At 50.5% G+C, this 16,259-nt stretch carries 7 protein-coding genes; all 7 read right to left on the reverse strand.

Annotated elements, in window-relative coordinates:
- Positions 1-8 precede the first annotated feature (8 nt).
- The 7 genes from E2980_RS11070 to E2980_RS11100 all read right to left on the reverse strand — a co-directional run bounded on the left by E2980_RS11070 (position 9) and on the right by E2980_RS11100 (position 16,234).
- Positions 9-2,378 (reverse strand): glycosyl hydrolase family 95 catalytic domain-containing protein, encoded by a 2,370-nt coding sequence (locus tag E2980_RS11070; RefSeq protein ID WP_167747075.1) that lies wholly within the window; start codon positions 2,376-2,378, stop codon positions 9-11.
- 72 nt (positions 2,379-2,450) lie between these two features.
- Complete coding sequence (locus E2980_RS24670; protein WP_240702987.1) at positions 2,451-7,322, reverse strand: X2-like carbohydrate binding domain-containing protein; 4,872 nt, start codon at positions 7,320-7,322, stop codon at positions 2,451-2,453.
- A 248-nt stretch (positions 7,323-7,570) separates the two neighbouring features.
- On the reverse strand, positions 7,571-9,256 hold the full coding sequence (locus E2980_RS11080) for an extracellular solute-binding protein (RefSeq protein WP_135152248.1): 1,686 nt from the start codon (positions 9,254-9,256) through the stop codon (positions 7,571-7,573).
- A gap of 90 nt (positions 9,257-9,346) precedes the next feature.
- Complete coding sequence (locus E2980_RS11085; RefSeq protein WP_135152249.1) at positions 9,347-10,243, reverse strand: carbohydrate ABC transporter permease; 897 nt, start codon at positions 10,241-10,243, stop codon at positions 9,347-9,349.
- Between the two features lie 17 nt (positions 10,244-10,260).
- Positions 10,261-11,214 carry an ABC transporter permease gene (locus E2980_RS11090; protein WP_135152330.1) on the reverse strand — a complete coding sequence of 318 codons (954 nt, stop codon included), beginning with the start codon at positions 11,212-11,214 and terminating at the stop codon, positions 10,261-10,263.
- A gap of 268 nt (positions 11,215-11,482) precedes the next feature.
- Positions 11,483-13,783: a helix-turn-helix domain-containing protein gene (locus E2980_RS11095; RefSeq protein ID WP_135152250.1), complete on the reverse strand. Its 2,301-nt coding sequence runs from the start codon at positions 13,781-13,783 to the stop codon at positions 11,483-11,485.
- A gap of 141 nt (positions 13,784-13,924) precedes the next feature.
- The gene (locus E2980_RS11100) at positions 13,925-16,234 is read right to left on the reverse strand and encodes a glycoside hydrolase family 95 protein (protein WP_135152251.1); all 2,310 of its coding nucleotides are present in this window, start codon (positions 16,232-16,234) and stop codon (positions 13,925-13,927) included.
- Positions 16,235-16,259: the final 25 nt, after the last annotated feature.

Below are 16,259 nucleotides of genomic sequence, written 5' to 3' on the forward strand. Positions count from 1 at the left end.
TTCAACTCCTATGAGGGTATCAGCCGGATCTTCTCTCCTATCTCCGTCTCCATAACCAATACGTCCCCTGTCAACGTCTTCTCCCCTCGGCTCCGGATGCATCTTGCCTTGTCCCACGGGTTGTATACCCGAAGCGGCGAACCGGCCTCGCTGTAGATTTCAATCCCCTGGACGATTCCCTCATCTGCTGTCGCGCTCACGAGGAATCCTCCAACGGCCCGGAGCGTGCTGAATTCCGCGCGCTTGTCCATGGGCCAGTTAGGGAAGAAGCGAATGATTCCGTTGTAGCTTTGCATTAAGCACTCGTTGACCACCGCCGGCAAAGCAAAGTTCTCGAACCATATGCCCATCGGGCCCATATAATCGAACGGGGTCGTATCCGAATATCTCCCCCCGGATTCCAGCAATTTGTCCGTGCACGTTCCGTTCGGAAGCAGGCAATAGTCGATTTGGCGCTTGAAGCGTTCCAGATCGAGCTTCCCCAACCGCGCCCCGGCGAGATTAAGGAAGACGAGCTCGTTCCCTCCCTCGTTCCGGTGATTCAGATAAGAATTCACCGCGATCCGGTATTGCTCCGGCGAAGAGTGCAAGCCGTGATCTTCCCCGGGGAAAACGGTCGAGATTCCGTTAGGCACGTTGTAGACCACTTCGGGATCTTCGCCCGGGACGGACACGAACACGGTTCCGCGCTGCGATTCCGCGGTCGGATAATCGGGGAAATGGCTAAGGATATCCCGAACTTCCGCTAGCAGCTCAGTCTCGGCTTCGTTATGTCCTAGAACCTCGCAAGCTTGCTCGAATGCCCGAAACAGAAACTTCGTCAGCGTCAAGTCGACGATGCAATCGCTGTTTTTCTTGAACCCCGGCGTAAGCTCATACAGCTCAGGCACGACCGTCGGAAAAATATGATAGCGGTCGTCCCCCCAAGATTCCCCGCTTGCGTCCGGTCTCTTCATATAGTCCGCCATGAAAAGAACCGCTTCCTTTATCGGAGTATAAGCGCGATCCGCTAAGAATGATTTGTCCATCGTGTACAGATAATGCCACCATAGACTCTGCACGGTCCAAGGCGTTTCGCAGACTTCCCAGCCCCAGTGGGGAACGGGGTAAGGCATCATGTTCATCTCGACGGGGTAAGCGGAATGCGGATAATAGGCACCGCGCAAACCGTAATACTCCTGCGCCCACTTTCGGCTAACGGGAAGAACGTGATCGACCATGTTCGCGTAGGCCAGATGTTTTTCCACGTGGTTGCTAGAGAACGCAAGCCAGAAAGGCTGCTGCGTATTGTAGTTCATATGGTAGTCCCCATGCCATTCCGAACCGATCCTGCCGTAGCTCCAATTGGCGAATATCCCCGGGCACGTCGCATCGGGCTTCACGGAGCATTGGAAGAAATAGAGATTCCGATACCATACGCGTTCCAGGAATTCGTCTTCCAGGGCGACGCCCGAGCGGGACCAATAGTCCTCCCACTTCTTCTCGGAAAGAACGAATGCCGCGGAAAACGACTCTTTATCGGGAGATTCGATGATTGAAGTCTCTCCGGGAACGTTCGCATCCAAGCCTTCTTTCAGCTCGACGCTAACGGTGAATTCCGCCCCTTCGCCAAGCTTGGCTTCCAATCCATTGGCGGATCCTTGAAAGGCAATCCCGCGAGAGACGCGAGCCGATAACCGGAATGCCTTGTCTTTGGAAGTATCGCCGGCAACTCCCTCCTCCTTCAGGGAGTAAGGAAGCGCTTGACGGAAGGCAAGCTGGTTAGCCGGAACGTCTACCGAAGCTGCGAACTTGGGAAGCTCTGGCGGCGTATTCGGGTCGGGGATCAATTTTATCCGATTAAAGATATTCGCCCGCGGCGTCTCACCATCCGAGTTCCGAAGCGTTGCCCACAAGCGGTCCGTATTCTGATCGACGAATACGAGCAACGTTACGAAGGAATCCCCTGCGTTGAAGAAAATTTCGCACAATCCGCTGTCGATGCTTAACTTATGTCCAAGAACCTCCGTCGTCCGCCGATCGAAACCGAGCAGCAAAGAGCCGCATGGCATCGGGCGCGGGTACGGGAAGTCGTAATTTTCGCTGGTCATCGCTACGTATTCCCTGTACCAGGCTTCCTCGCTTAACGAGGAATAACCGGCGGGGATTTCCTTCAACCTTGCGAATAAGTCCTCGAAGGTTCCGATCTTGTCCTGATGCTTCTCGGCGATTCGAATATCCCACACGTTGTTATGTCCGAAATGAATGACAACGGCGTCGGGACGTGAAGTCACGACCGCTCCCAAGCCACCGTTCCCAAGTAGCGCTCCTTCGAAAAAGTCCGGTGCCGGACGGTTGTAACATATCGCGTGCTTGCTTGCTTGTTCCCTTGTATTCATCTCTTCCGCCCCCATGATGTACCTTCGTTATATCAAGCCCTCCTAATCGTTTAGGAGGGCTTGATAGTGAAATTAGCTTGTGACTCTTATGGAGTCTAAGAGCATGTACTCTCCGGATTTTTTCACGACTTTAATCGTATGTGTTCCTTTTGATAACCCTGAGATCTGGTACACCGTTTGCCCGATCAATCTGGTAGGGTGATAAGTGCTTACCGTTTGTTTGAATTCGTCGTCCACGTAGATATCGATATTTCCTTGTGAAGCGTCCATTTCCGTAATCAATTCGACTCCCGTTCCCTTAAAGTTAAACTTATAGTAATCGTTGTTCTTCTCCGTAATATGAACGTCATCCTGATAATCTCCCAACCCTCTGCCGATGCTGTGACTCCATGTCCCTTTATATTTGATTTTGGAGTCCGTATCGTTGATTAAAATCGTAGAAGGCACAGTAAATCTCAGCTGATCCACCAGCATATAGTCTCCGGATTTCTTCACGACCTTGATCGTATGAGTGCCATTGGTCAACCCGGAAATGCCGTACACCGTTTGCCCGGTTAATCTGTCGGTGTGATAAGTGTTCACCGTTTGTTTAAACTTATTGTCCACGTAGATATCAATGTTTCCTTGAGAAGGGCCTTTAGCGGTAATGAATTCGATTCCCGTGCCCTTAAACGTGTATTCGAAGTAATCGTTGTTCGTCTCGGTGGAATGCACGTCGTTCTGGTAATCGCCGCGGAAGGAGAAAGTCAGCGCAGATGTTCCTACCGGTCGTGTTGCAAGGTATTCCTTCTTGATGGTAACTTGATTGCCAGTCAGCGTGTAATCGCTGCCTAACACCAGCGTTGTTTCACCGTTGGTTATGCCTGCCAAGTTGCTGCCGTCGATATTCAACGATGTCGTTACGTCAGCCTGTGCGTTCCTATCAAAGCTTGCCGTGTCGGGGCTGATAAGATCCGCTATCTTATATTTCAATTGATCCAGCAGCATGTAATAGCCCGATTTCTTCACGACCTTGACGGTATGCTCGCTATCGGACAATCCGGTAATGTTGTACACCGTTTGCAGAGCTTGCTTGCTTACGTTATAAGTACTAATGGTTTGTTTGAACTCGTTATCCACGTAGATGTCCATATCGCCTTGAGAAGAATCCTTTTCGGTTACGATCTCGATTCCCGTTCCCTTAAACGTAAATTCGTAATAATCGTTATCGGCCTCCGTGAAGTGCACGTCATCCTTGTAATCTCCGAGTCCCCTGTTTCTGTTATGCTGCCAAGCGCCATGATAGGAAATTTCGGTATCGTCATCGTTGACGATTACATACCTGCCTCTGGATGTATCGCTTACGATAACGGCAAGATTCTGGGTCGCTCCCTCGCTGAAGGAGAAATTCAGGTTGGTCGTTCCCGTCTGCAAAGTCGCGAGGTATTCCTTCTTGATGGATACCTGGTTGCCCGATACCGTAAAGTCGGTACCTAGTGCCAATGCGGTTTCGCCGTTCGCGATGCCGCTCAATTCATTTCCGTTGAAAGCTATTGTCGTCGATATATCCGCCTGCGCCGATGCTTTCTGATCGAAGCTTAATACGGACGGGGTGATCGTGCTGTTCAGCGGCGTCGAATCGCTAACTGTGATGACAAGGGTTTGCACGACTCCCGAACCGAAGGTAAAAGTTAGATTGGTCGTTCCGACCGGCCGGGTTGCGAGATATTCCTTTTTGATGGTGACCTCGGTGCCCGATACCGAGTAGTCCGTGTTTAACACCAATGGAGTTCCGCTTTGCGATATGCTGCTTAGCGTGTCTCCGTTCAGCGTCATGGTTGTGCTGACATCCGCTTGGGCGGTTGCTTTCTTATCAAAGCTGCCCGTTGCCGGGCTGATCCCGACATTTACGCTGACGCTCAATTTATCTAACAGCATATACGATCCCGATTTTTTCACTGCCTTGAACGTATGCAAATCATTGGACAGTCCCGAAATGCTGTAAACGGTTTGTTGAACGGATCTACTATCGTTATAAGTACTCACCGTTTGTTTGAACTCGTTATCCAAGTAGATATCGACATCACCCTGCGAGGAATCCCTCTCCGTAATGAAATCGATCCCGGTTCCCGTGAAGGAATATTCAAAGTAAGCGTCGTTTGCCTCGGTGTAATGAACGTCATCCTGATAATCCCCGAGTCCCCTGCCCGTGCTATGTCCCCACGGACCCGAGTACGTAATGCCGGGATCGCTATCATTGATGGAAGCCGTACTATTCTGTTGCCCCGTGTTACTAACGGTGATAGCAAGAATTTGCGTGGCTCCTCCGCTGAAGGAAAAAGTCAGGTTGGTCGTTCCGATCGGCTCAGCCGAAAGGTATTCCTTCTTGATCGTGACCTCGTCGCCAGAAACAGTGTAGTCGGTGCCTGAAGTCAGATTTGTTCCACCGTTTGCAATCCCGTTCAAGTTATTCCCATCGATGATCGTCGTCAATACATCAGCCTGTTGCGTTGCCGCTTTATCGAAGCTAGCCGTCGAAGGGCTGATCAGATCGGGGACGGTAACCGTCAATTTATCGAGCAGCATGAAGAATCCCGATGATTTCTTAACGACCTTAAGGGTATGGGCTCCGCTCGGCAATCCGGTAATATTGTAAACGGTCTGCTGGGCCAACCTTCCTAAGTTATAAGTGCTTACGGTTTGTTTGAATTCATTGTCAACGTAAATATCCATTTCGCCTTGCGAGGGATCCATTTCCGTAATCATTTCGATTCCCGTGCCCGTAAACTCGTATTCGAAGTAATCATTATTGGTTTCTGTCCAATGGACGTCGTTCTTGTAATCCCCGAGTCCCCTGTTCGTGCTATGGTTCCATGCGCCAGTATATACGATGGAGGCGTCGTCATCGTTAAGGGAAATCGATCCGCCTTTGGACGAATCTTTAACGATCAAGGCAACGGTTTGCGCGGCTCCCGCATCGAAGGAGAAGCTCAGGTTCGTTGTTCCCAGCGGCAAGGCGGCAAGGTATTCTTTTTTGACAGTAACTGAATTGCCCGACACCGTATAGTCCGTGCCCGGTACCAAAGTTGTTTCGCCGTGAGAGATGCCGCTCAATTCATTTCCGTTCAAAGTCATCGTCGTCGTTACGTCGGCTTGAGCCGTTGCTTTCTGATCGAAGCTTATCGCAGCCGGAGTAACATCGCTGTCCCTAATGGTAGTATCGCTTACCGTTATGTCTAAGGTCTGCGTTGCCCCAGCGCTGAAAGAGAAGGTGAGATGGGTTATACCGACGGGCCTGTTCGCAAGATATTCTTTCTTGATCGTGACCTCGTCGCCCGAAACCATGTAGTCGGTACCTAGAGTCAATATCGTTCCGCCGTTCGCAATGCTGCTTAATTCATTTCCGTTAAGCGTCATCGTTGTCGTCACATCGGCCTGAGCGGATACTTCTTTATCAAAGCTTCCGGTTGTCGGGCTTATCGTGCTGTTTTCCGCCGAAGCATCCTTAACCGAGATTAATAAATTTTGCTTCGCTTCCGTAAGTTCCATTCCATCGTTTCGTTTCCAGGAGCCCGTATACTTCACGCCGGTATCGTCATCATTGAGAGATGCCGTGCCGCCCTGGGACGTTACTTTGAACAATCGCGATCCATGCGAGGCCAGATTAACGGAACTATAGCCGGTGTCGAAGGTTCCAAGATCGGAATGACTCCACAAATCCCGGACGGATGCGGGGCCGGTCAACCCGATATCGCTCCAATTGACGGTAACCGTCGCGGCCGAGCTTCCAAGGTTAAACAGACCGACGGTATAGGTTCCATCTCCATTGTTGGCATACCAAACCTGCTGTTCCGTGTCTATCGACACGGGATGCGCGGGGCGCCCCGCTTGATTGACGGCGATCACTTCGTCGTTCGTCAATAGCTCGAGTCCGTAGCTGTCCAAATTGGTTAGATCATTGCCCGTATACAATTGCGCCGACGAAATAGACCAAAAGGTCATGGCGGTCCGACGTTCTTCCGGCGTTATGCCATCCATCGCTCCGTTGCCGATGTTAAGGGAATCGAAGTCGTTCCAGCCTCCCGGGCCGGCATGCCGCCACCATTGTGCCGCTATCGGGAATAGCCGGGCTATGTTTTCCCACTTCGTTAACCCGTTCGTCCCGCAATAGCATTCGACATCCCAATCCACGCGCCAGCCGTTCGCGTATTTCTTCCACGTATCGATATATTTAATATCCAGAGCCCACGACAATTCGAGCCATATCCCGTGCGGCTTCAGCGCCTTGGACCAAGCAGCCACGTCATCCCGGGCATCGAGGGAAAGGTCGGAGATGCCCGAACCCGGCGTGACGCTGTCGAATTTCAGAAAATCGATTCCCCATTCCCCGTACAGGTTGGCAATGGAATCAATGTAACTCTGCGAGCAAGGGTTGGAGAAATCTATCTTGTAGCCGAAACCCCAATAATCCGATTGCGCCAATGGCTGGGCGGCAATGTCCTTCATGGAGCACCCCGGTGCTCCATATATCGGGAGATCATCCGCGTAGGCTTGCGGCGACAAGCCTGGGATTCCGTATATTCCGATTTTCTGCCCGTTGTTATGTACGTGGTCGATTACTTCCTGAAAACCGTTAGGGTATAGCGTCGTGCTAGGTATGGGGCGGCCGTAACCGTCCATGCCCCCGTTCCATGCGGCATCAATGTTGATATATTCGTAGCCATGCGATTGCAATTTCTCGTGCATGGCGTCCGATTGCGCTTTTATTTGGGCCGCGGTTATCCAATGGCCATTGCCGGAGTAAACCTGCATGCTATAGCTGCTCCAGCCCATATACGGCTTCTGCGCTAATCCGTTGTCCGCAGCCTTCGCAACGTTCGAAACCGGAACTATAAATCCCAATTGAGCAGCAATCATAATGAATGCCAGCAACCAGATCCTGAATTTTTTTAACGATTTTGCCACATGATTCATCTCCTATGATTATGATTTCGAGGTTGCGTTCGACTTTCAAGTAAACCGGCTCCTGGCCCACTCCCATATCCGATCGCTCTGTGCCCGCCCATATGGAATCGAGCCCTCCTCCCGTACGGAAGGGCTCAATCGAACCGTTATGGTGTAACTCTCAGAGCGTTATTCATCCTCCTTTGATCATTAAAGTAAAAATCAGGCGCTCTATTTCGCAATAAAGCGCCTGATTTTAGAAAATCTTATTATTTCGCTGATGCGTCGTACGCTTTTTGCAGGATTTCGAGGTAACGGTCCAATTTCAAATCTTCCAGCCCGTTAACATAGGAGTCCCAATCTTTGTCCAGGCTTTTGCTGCCGGTGACGAATTGGAGGGAATTCTCGTCAATATAAGTTTTGATGTTGGTTTGCAAGATGTTTGCCTCATCCGAATCTGCAGGGTCTATCCAAAGCGCCCAAATCGGGAAAAGCTCTTTCGGCTCGTGGCCTTCGTAAAGTTGAGTGGCTTGGTACAGGCGGCGCTCGTAGTTGGCGAAACCATCATAAATATCCGTTCCTTGAACCCAACTGTCACGGTATTCCCTCGGCATATAGAAGTGGGCCACTCCGCTCCAGGTGGCATTGCGCGGCTCTTCGCCTTCCTTGCCGGGAATCGGCTTGACTTTCGGTTCGACTCCTTCTCCAAGCGCCATGTCGCCGGGTGCCGGATCTTCCCAATCGATGCCTTTCATACCGGATGCGCCATTCGTTTGGCCTTCGGGCGTAAACATGTAATCGACCATTTTGATCAACGCGATTTGCGCTTCCTCACTCGCCTTGTTCGTGATGGCGAATTTCGCTCCCGGAGCGACGCCGCCGCCATCATGCGTGGCGTACGATACGCCTCCAGGGCCGGTCAGCGGAGGAAGCGGATTGTATTCCTTCGTATCTCTGCTGCTTGCGACATCGATAAAAATGGCCGGATGCATACCCGCGCCTGCACCCAGAATTTGCGCATCCGCGTTTTTGCCGATCTTACTGAAGGCTTCCGCGTTTTGAGTGAATGCGCCAGGATCGATCAATCCTTCGTCATACAGGGACTTGATATAAGCGAGGCCTTGTTTCCATTCCGGCTTGATCGCCGCCGATTCGACTTTTCCGTTTGTCAGGTTGAGGTGGTTCCGGTCATCGTCGTATACGAAGGCGTTCATCAGATAAGGAATCACGCGTACGCCGAAATCCTCCGTCGATCCACTGAGGGGCACTTCGTCTTTTTTGCCGTTGCCGTTCGGATCGTCGTTTTTGAACGCTTCCAGTACTTTTTTGAAATCTTCCGGCGTCTTCGGCTGCGGTAGACCCACTTTTTCGAGCCATTTGGTGTTCAGCCACAGCTTGTTCGGATAAGAACAGTGGAAACATTGGGCGTAAGCGGGAAGTCCGTAAACTTTTCCGTCCGGGGCCGTTGCAAACGCTTTGAAGTCCGCATTGCTATCAAGTGCAGCTTTGATATTAGGCGCATACTTGTCGATGAGATCGTTGAGGGGAATCAGCACTCCTTGTTGGCCAAATTTCAACAGATCCGCCTGCGAGAATTGGTCAACATAGGCCGTCAGGATGTACGCGTCGGGGTAATCTCCGCTCGCCAGCGAAATTTGCCGTTTTTCTTTGGCGCCATCCGAGGGAACCGTCTCGAATTTGAACTTGATGTTAAACTTTTCTTCCACATGCTTGGTGAATTTATTCGTCGGCAGGTCGATGCCGTTTTCCTGTACCGCAAACACGCTGATATCCACCGGCCCGGCCTGGGAAGCGGGTGCGGATTCGCTTGCCGGCGCGCTGCCTGACGAGGCGGGCTGCGATGCCGACGGTTCATTCTTACTTCCGGAACAAGCGGAAATGATTACGCTTATAATTAATACTAGTGCCAATAAGCCTGAGACTCTCTTTTTCAATGTGCTTCGCTCCCTTTTCAAATGGTATTCGATTCATATCCTTGCTGTAGTACCCTACATACCCATCACTCCTCTCAAGCCAGGCGGTTTTTATCCTTTGATGGAACCTACCATCATTCCCTGAACGAAATAACGCTGGACAAACGGATAAATAAGAAGCACCGGCAAAGTGGCGATGACGATCAGCGAGTATTTCAACAGCTCCGTCAACTGTTGCCGTTGCACCTGCAATCCTACATCCGCGATGCCGCCGCTGTTGTTCTGGATAATAATGCTGCGCAGGATCAATTGCAGAGGGTACAGCTTATCCGATTTAAGGTAAATCAGGGCATCGAAGTAGGCGTTCCATTGACCGACCGCATACATGAGGACCAGTACGGCAATGATTGGTTTGGACAAAGGCAGCACCACGCTACTGATGAACCGGAAATCGCTGCAGCCGTCGATCTCGCTGGCTTCCAGCAGCTCTTCCGGGATGTTCGATTGGAAGAAGGATTTCGCGATGATCATCTGCCATACCCATATCGCGTTGGGAATGAGAACAGCCCACCGGGTATCGATCATCCCAAGCTCCCGTACCACCAAGTAGGTCGGAATCAATCCTCCGCTGAAAAGCATGGTAAAGGTAACCATAACGAGGATCGCGCTGCGGCCGTAGAACGTCTTGCGAGATAACGGGTAAGCGATCATGATCGTCAGCACGACGCTGATCGCCGTGCCGGCGGATGTATAAATGAAGGAATTCAAGTAGCTGGTCTTGATCATGGGAGTGTACCATAACGTCAAGTATCCGGTGAAAGAGATATCGACCGGCCACAGCCATACTTGGCCGGATGTTACGGCGTGCGGACTGCTAATCGAGCTGCTGACAATGTAAATCAAGGGATAGATCACGACAACCAGCACGATGCAGAGAATCGCGTATACGAATATCATAAAAATCTTGTCATTTGTGGAATCTTGGATCTTTCGGCTCATTGATGCCATGTCCTGCACACCTTTCTCTACCAGATACTGTTGTTGGACAAACGTTTGGCCAAGGCGTTCACCGCGACCAGCAGCACGAGATTGATAACCGAGTTGAACAGGCCGACCGCCGTGGCGAAGCTGTAGTTTGCGTTCAACAGGCCGATTTTGTAAACATAGGTGGAGATGACCTCCGAGCTGGAGATGTTCAGCTTGTTTTGCAGCAAATAGATTTTCTCGAAGCCGAGGGCCATGACGCTCCCCACGTTGAGGATCAGAATGATGGTGATAGTGGGAAGGATCCCCGGCAAATCCACGTTCATGATTTTCTGGATGCGGGATGCCCCGTCAACTTTGGCCGCTTCATACAGCGTAGGGTCGACCGCCGCCAGGGCGGCGAGATAGACGACCGCCGAGTAACCGGCCGTCTGCCAGATGTCCGACCATACAAAGATGGAGGAGAACATGCCCGGATCTCCAAGATAGTTCTTCGATTCCAGTCCGAAGTAGTTAAAAGCCGTATTGACGAAGCCGAGTCTGGGAGCGAGGAACAGCATGATGATGGATACCATGACAACCGTCGAAATAAAGTAAGGCGCGAACGATACGAGCTGAACAAGCCGTTTGAATTTTGCGCTTCGCACTTCATTCAGCATCAGAGCAAGCAGAATCGGAATCGGGAATCCCGCCAGCAGCTGGTAGAAACTGATCACAAGCGTATTTTTCACCAGTGTCCAGAAGACGGGGTTTTCAAAAAACATTCTGAAGTGCTTGAACCCGACCCAAGGACTCCCCCAAATTCCTTTGATGACGTTGTAGTCCTTGAACGCAAGAACCGCATTCACCATCGGATAATACTTAAAAATCAGAAAGAACAATACCGGCGGTATGACGAGCAGGTATAACTGCCAATGTTTCCTGAAGCTCATTCCAGCTTCTTCGAATACCCCCCGTTTAATATTGCGCGTCACGGTATTACGATTTAATGCCATCTCTTTCTCCAGAACAATCCCTCCTAATTCAGTTGCCACAGCTAAATGATAGCGCTTTCTAGAAATTATCATAGTGGAAGACGGCTTTTGTCGAACAGGTACATTTAGGTAGTTTGGCGTACAAATCCCCCTTTTTCGGGGGTTCAAATGTCCATTGGTACGTACAATTATCTGTAGTTGTCTTATCCGAGACTATTTTTCGCTTTAATCAAAAAAAGACCGTTAGGTGGAAACGGTCTTTTTGTTTGATTTGGTTCCTTGATATCGGTCATTCCTGGGCGGATAATCTATACACGCTTGGGGAAATGCCAATGACCCGTTTGAAAGCTCTCCGGAAGGAATGCGAGCTATTATAACCGACCCTCGATGCGATTTCGTCGACTGTAAATTCGTTATCCCTTAATAACAACGCGGCGTGATCCATTCTGACTTTCTCCAGATAATCGGATAGATTCATCCCGGTCACTTCTTTGAACAATTGGGAAATATATTTCTCCGGACGTTCCACCTGTTCGGCTACCCGGTACAAGGTAAGCTCGGAGTTGGAGTAAGTTTCCTTGATATATTGTTTGATCTGCTCGACAATTCTCGTATGACCTTCGTTTTTCTTGCTAATAATCAGGCCGCACAACGCTTCCATGATTCCTGTCATCTCTTCATGAATCGATTCAATCGAGCTCGTCTCCTGGATATCTATAATCTGGTTTTTGACGGATTCGAAAAGATCGGATTCCAGGAAAGCTTTCTGGTCAAGCAATTTCAAGAAAGTTCCTTTCAATTCCCTGACCAGCTGATGTTTCATCTCGACGGAAAGCTCCCGATGCTCCGTGTTCTGCGAGATGATGGATTGAAATATCCGTTTGGCTTCTTCGATTTCCCCCGCTCTGATCGTGCTGATCATCCGAAGTTCGATATCAAGAGGATAATAGTAGGTCGAGCTATCCATTCGAGTCTCATCGAACCATGATATGTCTTTTTTATTCGAATGTAGGGCGTATTCCATCGCCTGTTTGGCTTGTTCGAAAGAATAGCTTATTTCCGTTTCCGAAGTGAAAAGATCGCCTAAAGCGGCTGTAACAGATATTCTGTACTCCGAAAACACGAGCCCGGAAAGATGAGTCAATGTTTTCGTTATTTCCTCCCTGCCGATTTCATTAGCCGTCATCCGATCCTCGAACGCGAATAAGAAGACAATCTTATCGGAGCTGATATCCGTCATCGGGATCGGACTTCCCGTTGCGAGGAGCGCTTGCTTCAAGATCAATCTTGCCACGTTAAGCTCGTTGAGTATATCCACGTTATCCATGCCGGAATAGCCATTTATCTGTAGAATCCCAACATAACCAGTATTACCGTTCAAGCCGGAGTTCGACTGGACGGCTGCGGCAATGATCTCGTCCCGCGATTGAAACTCTCCCGCGATCAGTCGCTTGAGAAAAGCGTCCCGCACGAGAGGAAGTTGACGATGCAGTTCAGATTCCAGTCGCTTGTTGTTCGTGAGCATCTCGGAAATGTTTCCGTGCAAGAAATCGTACTCGTTGCGTCCGGCATTCCCGTCTTGGCCGAATTGCTCTTTCATGACGCCTACCAGCCGATTGATCGGAGCGCTGTTCCGGTAAGAAAGCAGCAAGCCCACGAGCAGACCGATCAGTAGTGCGATACCGGTTACAGACCAAGTGATGTATTTGATCTTATTCGCATTCTCAAGCAAGGTGTGCCTCGGAATTCCGGCCCGGTATACCCAATCGTTCGTCTTAGAACGGATCGTGATGACAAGATCATCTTCGTAAAATTGGCTAACCTTTTCATTATCGAAGCGACTATCCGAAGACAATTTCTCCACGTATTGCTCATCGATTCCCTGTAACCCAATGGTATGGCCTTGCGCATCGGTTATATGAGTCCATCCTCCATATCGGTCAGTAATGCCCGAGAGCAGGGTTGTTATCTTTTTTTGATCGATAATGACGACTACGATAGCGGGTGATGAACCGTTGAAGCTGTCTAGCGGTAACGATTGCATGTAGGTGACGACGGAGGTCTGCGTGTCTTTGTTGACAAAAGGGGTAAGAGGCATGGTCTCGCTTCTGTGTGTCATTTCAAGAATATTACTCTTCCACTCCGTAAAGGAGAGATCTCTATACTTATAACTATCGTAATAATGTTCAGGTCGGAAATACGCCGATCCGGGCGTTAGCACGACATTATAATTTTTGAGGTAGACGAAATAATGCTCAAGAAAATCGTTAGTTTGACCAAATGTCAGAACGTCCCTCATCATTTTCCATATGCCGTAAACGTTAGACTTATCGTCGGAGCTCTTCTCGTTCATCAAGACGCTCAAATCTTGATTAATCGCAAGCTGTCTCGTAAACCCTTCAACTTCGGCCATTCTTCGCTCCAAGATTTCTTTGCTCTTCTGAAGCTGAGTCACGCTGTTCTCGATCGAGACGGATTGGGTGACTGAAATCGAAGTACGGTACGACATATATCCGGCAATGCTTGGGATTAACAGAATGATAATATAGGAGATCAGGAATCTTCTGAACACTCTGGAATACCTAGGCACGAACAATCCTCCTTTCTCGATTGAGAGCGTTATCATAACCGATCAAAGCCTATTCTGCAATAGTTTGCGTAGAAAAAAGCAACTGACGATAAGGAACTTACCGTAGTTGCTTATTCTCTAAGATTTTTTCGTTAAATGTCGCTAAACGATGCGCAGTTGACTATCTATCTTGTAGACGCGTCCTTGTTCTAGATCGAGGTGAACCGTCTGCTTCCCGTGCCTCAACGAAGTCTGTCCGTCCGCGTATGCTTTAATCCTAGCTTCAATCAAACTGCCGTTCTTCCATGCGATATCCACTTCCGCGTTCCCCTTGGCCCGCAGTCCGGTAACCTCGCCCGTCTTCCATTGCTCCGGCAATGCGGGCAGCAAGTCGATTTCTCCCGCATGGCTCTGCAGAAGCATCTCCGCGATAGCCGCCGTCCCTCCGAAATTACCGTCCGCGACGAAAATATTCGTCTCGGCTCCCGCAATTCCCGCCTTGGAAAACGTAAACAAGTTGTCGAAGCACAATCTTCCGATTAGATAGGTTAATTGCTTGTGAGCATTCGCCCCGTCCTTTAACCTGGCGAAGCTCGCCGCGATCATCGCTAGCGTAAATTCCACGTCCTCCAGGTCGGAGCGTCCCATTCGGTTCTCGAGCGTCGTTCTCGCCGCGGCGCTTAAATCGGGCGTTCCGCGCGGCGTTACTTGATTGCCCGGATAGAGTCCGAACAGATGGGACAAATGCCTATGGTCAGGCTGGGCTTCCCCATAATCCTCAAGCCACTCCTGCAGCTGTCCCCTCTTGCCGATCTGCAGCGGAGGCAGCAAAGAGATCGATTGCTTCAGCTTCTCCCTGAACTCGGGATCCGTATCTAAAGCTTCGGCGGAGGTCAAGCAGAATTCGAACAAGTCCCGAACCAGCATCTGGTCCATCGTCGATCCCATCGATAAATGGTGGACTTCGCTTTCCTCCTCGCCGATATAGAAGCTATTTTCCGGAGAATTGGATGGTCCCGTTACCAGCCACCCGTATTTCGGATGGACGCTCATGTAATCCAGAAAGAAGGCCGCCGCTTCTTTCATAACGGGATAAGCCGTCTTTCTTAGGAATTCGCTATCCAAGCCGAACTCGTAATGCTCGCGAAGGTGGGTCGCCAGCCATAAACCGCCCGTTACGTTCATCCCCCAGGAATATCCCCAGCCCGGCGACGCGAATCCCCATGCGTTGGTGAACACATGCGCTACCCAACCCTCGCAGCCGTAGAATGCTTTTGCGGCCGATTTGCCCGCGACGGATAACTTTTCCACGAAAGCCATCAAGGGAACATGACATTCCGCCAGATTGCCCGTCTCCGCCGGATAATAATTCATCTCCGTGTTCACGTCAAGATGGTAGTCGCAGCTCCATTGCATGCGGTTCGCTTCCCCGTCGTTCCATATTCCCTGTAAATTCATCGGCAGGGGAGAATCCTCGCGGGAACCCGCTATCATTAAGTAACGGCCATACTGGTAAAATAAAGCGAACAGCTGCGGGTCTTCCCCTTGACCGTCCATGAGCATACGTATTCTTTCGTCGGTCGGAAGCTCCGAACGAACGGAACTCCCAAGCTCGAGGCTCACCCGCGAATAAAGCTTGCGGTAATCGGCAACGTGATCCTCCCTCAGGCGCTCGTATCCTTTGGATATCGCTTGCTCCAGCTGCCTGGCGCTTTCCCGGGTCCAGTCCTCGCCGCTTCTCCCGTATTCGGTCGCGACGGCGAAGTAAATGATCGCCTCGTCGGCGTTCTTGACGGCAATGCTGCCCGCTTCTCCTACGACCGTTCCGCCCCTGGCGACTACTTTGACTCTTCCCCGGGATAAGACGCCGCAGCTTCCGTCGCTATGCATGTCTTCCGTTGCTTGACCCGCGAATTCGATCGTTCCATCGTCTGAAACGGTAGTCGTGAAATGCGGCGTCCTGCCTTCAAGCCCCAGAACGAAGGACAGTCCTCCGGATTGTTCGCTGCGGATCCGGGAAACCACGATGCCGTCCGCATGCGAAGAGAAAACCTCCCGAGTGCGGCTTTTCCCGTTAACCTTGTAAGAATGATAAACGATTGCGTCTTCTAGATTGAGCTCGCGCCCGAATTGTTCGCCTTGCTCGTCGTTGAAGCGCAGCTTAACGTCGCATAACGTCAAGTTCGTACCGAAGTTCTTCTTGGTGGGCTCAAGAACTTGCTGGGCAAGTTTCTCCCCTTGGCGATAGTCTCCTGCAAAGAAAAGCTCCCTCATTCGCTTAAGATCCGCTTTGCCTTGCGAAGTGCTCTCGATCTCTTCCGGTTGGCCTGACCAATAAGTGACTTCCGTCATGCTCCATATTTCGGACTCTATCCCGCCTTGGATGACGGCACCCAATCTTCCGTTTCCTATTGGAAGTCCTTCCGACCAGTTCATCGCAGGACGCGAATACCGAAGCTTCATTCCATCCATGTTGCACCATCCCGTAATTAGAATC

It is taken from the genome of Cohnella luojiensis (genome assembly GCF_004564235.1).
Classification (GTDB): Bacteria; Bacillota; Bacilli; order Paenibacillales; family Paenibacillaceae; genus Cohnella; species Cohnella luojiensis.

Coding starts and splice junctions, on each gene's coding strand:
- E2980_RS11090 (WP_135152330.1), bottom strand. CDS start 11,214: ATGGCATTAAATCGTAATACCGTGACGCGCAATATTAAACGGGGGGTA.
- E2980_RS11100 (WP_135152251.1), bottom strand. CDS start 16,234: ATGGATGGAATGAAGCTTCGGTATTCGCGTCCTGCGATGAACTGGTCG.
- E2980_RS11085 (WP_135152249.1), bottom strand. CDS start 10,243: ATGGCATCAATGAGCCGAAAGATCCAAGATTCCACAAATGACAAGATT.
- E2980_RS11070 (WP_167747075.1), bottom strand. CDS start 2,378: ATGAATACAAGGGAACAAGCAAGCAAGCACGCGATATGTTACAACCGT.